Consider the following 5,596-nt stretch of genomic DNA (forward strand, 5'->3'; position numbering starts at 1 on the left):
GCCGCGAAATTCTCAAGCGGGTCCACGCCACCATGCCGCCCGGCGCGAAGGTGGTCACCATCGATATGCACCACGAATCAGGCCAGCTGAACACCGTGTCGGCGATGCTCGACGTGCTGATGCTGGTTTCCTGCGAAGGCGGTCGGGAACGGTCGCCGCAGCAAGTGCACGCCCTGATGCGCGACGCCGGGCTCAGACCCGGACGAGTCCGCCACTTCGGACCAACCATGCTGGTCGAGGGCATCGCCCCGTAGGGGCGTTGCTCGGCAATTACGACGGGCCCTACTGGTCGTCCGTGAGGTCACCGTCGATCGCCTGCCGGCGGCGCTCGTCTATCCCGCGATGCCAAGCGTCATGAATTCTTATGTTGTGCACGATCGTGCCGCAGCCCCTACACGTGTAGAGGGTGGGGGATCGACGTGGCTCGTAAAGCTCGTAATCTGGGTCATGGCGTGCCATCGGTGATTCCCCCCGCCTCTCCGAAATGCTGTGGATACGTCGGTTGTCAGCCCGCCTCGTCAAACTGAATGCCTGCATTGGATCCGACGTCGAGGCCCCGACAACCCGAGGACCTGAGCATTTGAGACCTCGCTGTTCAACGCGCGACTAATTACCTTAGCGTACGACAGTACATGATTGCGCGCCGATATGTGAACTCACGAAAACGCACTGGGCGTCTCTCGAATCGACCAATCGAGGGCCGGGGCCAGCTAGCCGGTTAAAGGTGATTCGCAGCGAAATTCGCGCCTTGGTCAACCATGCCGTTCGCCGCATACAGAGTGTGAGCCAGACCGGGCGGTCCCGGAGGTGCGCCATTGCAGATGTTGTCATCGGGGGCGCACAGCTGAATGGTCTTGCCCGCGTAGAGGGGACCGATCGTAATCGGCGGCGCGCCGGCGCCGCGCAGAAATTCAGGGGACGGCGTGCCGAACAGGACCACGGCGGCAACGTGATCAGCCACCGCCCGCGGCAACGGTTGCGGGACGTAGGACACGAATTCCTGCGGCACTTCCTTGGGCACGGCAGCCGAAGTCACGAAGCCGGCCACGGCGGCGCCTTGGGAGTACCCACCGAGCACCACCCTGGTGTTAGGGCAGTTCGACGCCGTGGATTCGATATGACTACCGGCGTCCCTGATTCCGTCCACGACGGTTCTGGCGAAAGCGATGCCGCCGTTGAAGTCGCTGCTCGCCTCGTAATTCACCGGATAGACCGCCACCGACTTGCCGCCCGCCCGTGATCCGAGCGCATCGACGAACGCCTGGCCGATCCCGCCGACCCCTGGTGGCTCGCCGGTGCCGCGGGCGAACACCACTTCGACGTTGGGACATGGGTCGGCGGACGACGCTGGGACGGGTGCACAGAGAATTCCCGCCCAGGCGGTTACTACCGCAGCCGCGAGAAAACCAATGGAACGTAGCGAGCTCATGTCTGCGAATGCCCAGCCGCCCATACGCCGAAACCGGCGGTTATTCGGCTTCGACGGCGACGACTTTCGCCGTCGCTTCCGACCCACCCTGCATTCATGAACCTCTGACGGCCGAGCACCGTGTTTACGGCTGTGCCGCTCGGTCATGGGAGAGCGGCGCGGTCGGACGGATGAGGGGAGCTCGTCAGATGCTCAGCGTGGCGATCCGCGACGAGTTGGCCGCCGACCTCGCACACGCCGAGCGGTGTCGCGAGCCCATCGCTCCCTTGATCGCCGCCCACCCCGACATCGACGTGGTCGACGCCTATGAAATCCAGCTGATCAACATCCGCCAGCGGGTGGCCGACGGTGCTCGGGTGGTGGGCCACAAGGTGGGCCTGTCGTCGTTGGCAATGCAGCAGATGATGGCGGTGGACGAGCCCGACTACGGCCATTTGCTCGACGAGATGCAGCTGTTCGAGGACATCCCGGTCAAGGCGGCGCGCTACCTCTACCCGCGAGTCGAGGTTGAGGTGGGGTTCATCCTGTCGGCCGACCTACCCGGGGCCGGCTGCACCGAGGACGACGTCGTGGCGGCGACCGAGGCGCTGGTTCCTTCCATCGAGTTGATCGACACACGGATCACCGACTGGAAGATTGCCCTCTGCGACACGATCGCCGACAACGCCTCCTCGGCGGGTTTTGTGCTGGGGGAGGCGCGAGTGCCGCCAGCCGAGCTCGACGCCAAGGCCATCGACGCGGTGCTGACACGCAACGGCAAGGTGGTCGCCGAGGGCCGCGGCGACGCCGTGTTGGGCAACCCCGTCACGGCGGTGGCGTGGTTGGCACGCAAGGTCGAGAGTTTCGGCGTGCGACTGCGACGCGGCGACATCGTCTTACCCGGATCGTGCACCCGGGCGATCGACGCGCACCCCGGTGACGCGTTCGTCGCCGACTTCGCGGGCCTCGGTTCGGTCCGTTTGTCGTTCGAATAGGGAACATCCGGAAGCCCCGCGGCGTGCTGGCGCCAGACGCTTTGCGCTGCCCAGGTACCCGGCCATCAGCACGAGTGCACAGCCGGCGAGCTGCAGCGGGGAGGGGCGCTCGCGCAGCGCGCCAGCGCCCAGCGCGACCGCGCCCACCGGCATCAGCAACAGGAGCGCGGAGCTGACCGTGCTGGGGAGGCGGGCCGACAACACGGCCACCAGCAGCCAACCGAGCAACTGTCCGGTGATGGCGACCAGGGTCAGCCATCCCATGGCGCGCCAGCCCGGCCACAAGTCGAAGCCGTGCCACCACGGTCCGACCGCCGCCGCCACCACCGCCGACGTCGCCAACACGATGGCGTAGGTCTGCATGGGTCGGCCGGACTGCCCGCCGCGTCGCAGCAAGAACAGGAACCCCGAATAGCAGACCGCGGCGCCGACCGAATGCAACGTGCCGCGTGCGGGGTCGGTGCCGGAAAGGCCGTGCTCGAGCACGCCGCCGGCGAGCATGACGCCGGCCAGCAGCACTGGCAGCGCAAGCAGGAACCGCCGCGAGATCCGTTCCCGGTCGACCAGCCACGTCAAGAACGGAACGATGGCGACCTGGGTATTCACCAGGACGGTGGAAAGCCCCGCTCCCACTTCCGGTATGGCCTGCGTCCACAGCAGCATGTCGCCGGCGAACAACGCACCACAGCACACCGCTGACAGCACGCCGCGGCGCGACAAGCCTTCTCCCCGTTGCCATTCCGGGATCGCGAGGGCGAACACCACGGGCAGCGCCAGCAGACAACGTGCGGCTGTTGCGGTAGCCGGCGTGGTCGATGCCAACTTCAGCAGTATCGCCGAGGCCGACAGGCACAGTGCGCCGAAGACCAACCCAAACTGACTCATTGCGTCCGTGCGTGTGCATCTCATGCTGAAACAGGTACCCGATGTCCTAATTCCTAAATCAGTTTAAGGGCATTAGACTGGAAACCGTGGGATCAGGGGCTGCTGAACTCGATCTACGCGGGGGCCACCCCGCGGTCGACTTGGTGAACACGGTGGCATGGCGCGGCGACCCGCAGCGCCGGACGGATTACTTGGTGGACTATCTCGACCTCGTCGACTGGACGGAGCATGCCGGTGTGGTGTCGGCCGCCGAGGCTCGTGGCCTCGCCGGGCGCGCCGTTTCGGACAGCGACGCCGGCGCGAAAACGCTGCGTCAGACGCGACAGCTCAGAGAGGCACTCCATTGCATCTGGACGGGACGCGGGTCGGCTCGCGACGCCGCTAGGGTCGCCGATGCTTACCGATCCGCGCTGCGCGTCAGGCGGCTCACTCTCGACGAGGATGAGGTCTCGTGGTGTGACACGGCGCTGACGGCGCAAACGCCACTACACCGGCTGGCCATCGAATCCGTGACGCTGCTGACCACCGTGCCCCGCTCGCGCGTCAAGCACTGTGGCGACCCGGAATGCGGATGGCTTTTCCTCGACAGCAGCCATCGGCAGAACCGCCGCTGGTGTAGTACGGCCGATTGCGGGAATCGCGCGCGTGTCCGACGGTTTTACGAGCGCAGCCGGCACGATTCGGAGTAGTGCGGCATATTCAATTCGTGGCTATTCGCGTGTGCGCGAACCGAATTGCTAGCCTTTCCAGACAACCTTGTCCGTGCCTCCGGCGTCCCGGTACACGACGCTGTCGGGGTTCGTTCCGTTGCGAACGTCGAAGTAAATGCGCCCGGTGACCGGGCTGCCCAGGGGGAGTGGTCCCTCGGGAAGGCCGTCGGTCTGGTTGCCCTTCATCACCGCGAACGTGGAGCTGTTCACGGCCCGCGCGTTGAAGTCGGCGATGTTCGGAGTCGCGTTACCGCTCACGCCTTTGGCGGTCACGTCGGAGTACCAGATGCCGTCGTTGTGGCCGCTGGGCTGCAGGTTGCTCACGGTGTAGTCGATGGTGCCGCCCATGCTGGAAATCTCTGCCATCTGGCCGAACTGCAGCACTTGTGGGTCGGCCCATGCCGGCGTCGCTGCGAGGAGTCCGGCCGCCGCCATTGCGGCTGCCGCCGCGGTTGTTTTCGATGCAATGTGTGAGAACGCCACGTCGGGCTCCCTTCGTGAGGTGCCGGCTATCCAGGAGCGGCAACTGGATTGACGTCTATCCAAAGCTCGGAATTTCAAACCTGACGTCTACCGGATCCATTCTTAGTTGCGTTTTCACCGTCGAAGGGGCGGAGCAACAATGGACTTGCATGACTTAACGTCGTGAGGTTTGGCGCTAACACCGCATATTCGACTCATGCATATCCCGACGGCCGAAGATCGAGTCGATGTCACCTGGAGCATGGGGGAGCCTTACCAGTGCTCAGGCTCGCCGACTGTGACCGCGGCGTAAGTTCGTTCGGAGCTAACGCAGACCGCACAGGACAACGCGAGAGGAAGCCTATGAGAACGATCGCAAACCGCCACACCGCAGCCCTCTGCCTCACGGCGGCCGCGCTGATCACTGGCGGCTGCAGCGATGGCAAGAGCGTCGGCGCATCGGCACCGCCTCAGGTCGGGGCGAACGCCACCTCCACGTCTACGGCCCCAGCGCAGCCCACCGAGGTGAAGCTCATCGGGGAGCGCGACGTCCAGGTGACTCTGACCGGCCCTATCGCTGCCAAGTACTCGTCGGCAACCGAGGATCAGAAGAAGGCTCTGGGCAAGCCGCTAACGGGTGACCGCAACGCCGGAAAGCGCGACAGCGGTGTGGTATTCCAGCAGTTCCAGGGCGGGGTGATCACCGCCAGGAACGACGCGGCCGGCACCCCGGCATATATCACCCTGGGCAAGATCCGGGAGGCGTGGAATATCCCGCGCGACCCGGACGGCGCGCCTGCGATCACCGGCACCAACGGTTCGGCAGGTCCGCTGGGGCTGCCGATCAGCGACGCAAACGCCGACGGCGATCTGCTCGTGTCGAGTTTCGAGCACGGCCGCATCGCATACAACCAGAAGACCGACCAGGTCGACGTGACAGTAAACGGCAAGGCCGTGCCGTCCGGGCTGTAGCCCGAATAGTCACCCGATGCCGATGATTCCGTTGTGACACTCGAGTCGACAAAGGTAGACAGACCCGAACAACGGATAGGGGCATCATTGTGATCAGGCAGGAGATAGACGCCGAACTAGGCATGGCGGGGGCGCAGGAATTGCTCGCGTCGACGTCCGCGGCT

General features: G+C 65.1%; 7 protein-coding genes and 1 pseudogene. 5 read left to right on the top strand and 3 right to left on the bottom strand.

All coding sequences use genetic code 11. The annotated features are described in order from the left end of the window. Positions 1-254, top strand: a 254-nt coding sequence (locus A9W96_RS11690) for a methyltransferase (RefSeq protein WP_197499493.1), incomplete at its 5' end; no start/stop codon positions are given. A gap of 464 nt (positions 255-718) precedes the next feature. Here the strand turns inward: A9W96_RS11690 and A9W96_RS11695 are convergent. Then, positions 719-1,429, bottom strand: coding sequence for a cutinase family protein (locus A9W96_RS11695; protein WP_067139942.1), 711 nt, complete (start codon positions 1,427-1,429; stop codon positions 719-721). Positions 1,430-1,617: 188 nt separating this feature from the next. Here A9W96_RS11695 and A9W96_RS11700 point away from each other — a divergent pair, with 188 nt between their 5' ends. After that, complete coding sequence (locus A9W96_RS11700; RefSeq protein WP_067139934.1) at positions 1,618-2,403, top strand: 2-keto-4-pentenoate hydratase; 786 nt, start codon at positions 1,618-1,620, stop codon at positions 2,401-2,403. Here the strand turns inward: A9W96_RS11700 and A9W96_RS11705 are convergent. After that, positions 2,305-3,288, bottom strand: a complete 984-nt coding sequence (locus A9W96_RS11705) for a DMT family transporter (RefSeq protein ID WP_067139936.1) — start codon at positions 3,286-3,288, stop codon at positions 2,305-2,307. The genes A9W96_RS11700 and A9W96_RS11705 overlap by 99 nt on opposite strands. An 86-nt stretch (positions 3,289-3,374) precedes the next feature. Here A9W96_RS11705 and A9W96_RS11710 point away from each other — a divergent pair, with 86 nt between their 5' ends. After that, positions 3,375-3,977, top strand: coding sequence for a CGNR zinc finger domain-containing protein (locus A9W96_RS11710; RefSeq protein WP_255362955.1), 603 nt, complete (start codon positions 3,375-3,377; stop codon positions 3,975-3,977). A 48-nt stretch (positions 3,978-4,025) separates the two neighbouring features. Here A9W96_RS11710 and A9W96_RS11715 read toward each other — a convergent pair whose 3' ends face one another. Then, the gene (locus A9W96_RS11715; protein ID WP_066876844.1) at positions 4,026-4,481 is read right to left on the bottom strand and encodes an MPT63 family protein; all 456 of its coding nucleotides are present in this window, start codon (positions 4,479-4,481) and stop codon (positions 4,026-4,028) included. A 342-nt stretch (positions 4,482-4,823) separates the two neighbouring features. On the opposite strand from A9W96_RS11715, the gene A9W96_RS11720 reads away from it, so the two are divergent. Together A9W96_RS11720 and A9W96_RS33295 are read left to right on the top strand one after the other, a co-directional pair. Next, complete coding sequence (locus tag A9W96_RS11720) at positions 4,824-5,432, top strand: LGFP repeat-containing protein (RefSeq protein WP_066873194.1); 609 nt, start codon at positions 4,824-4,826, stop codon at positions 5,430-5,432. Positions 5,433-5,521: 89 nt separating this feature from the next. Then, positions 5,522-5,596, top strand: a pseudogene (locus A9W96_RS33295) (pyridoxamine 5-phosphate oxidase); the annotation flags it as partial.

Origin of the sequence: Mycobacterium sp. 1245852.3 (assembly GCF_001669335.1) — a bacterium.
Classification (GTDB): domain Bacteria; phylum Actinomycetota; class Actinomycetes; order Mycobacteriales; family Mycobacteriaceae; genus Mycobacterium; species Mycobacterium europaeum_A.

Excerpts from the sequence above, each read along its gene's own strand:
- A9W96_RS11695 (WP_067139942.1), bottom strand. The coding sequence starts at position 1,429 with ATGAGCTCGCTACGTTCCATTGGTTTTCTCGCGGCTGCGGTAGTAACC.
- A9W96_RS11700 (WP_067139934.1), top strand. The coding sequence starts at position 1,618 with ATGCTCAGCGTGGCGATCCGCGACGAGTTGGCCGCCGACCTCGCACAC.
- A9W96_RS11705 (WP_067139936.1), bottom strand. The coding sequence starts at position 3,288 with ATGAGTCAGTTTGGGTTGGTCTTCGGCGCACTGTGCCTGTCGGCCTCG.
- A9W96_RS11720 (WP_066873194.1), top strand. The coding sequence starts at position 4,824 with ATGAGAACGATCGCAAACCGCCACACCGCAGCCCTCTGCCTCACGGCG.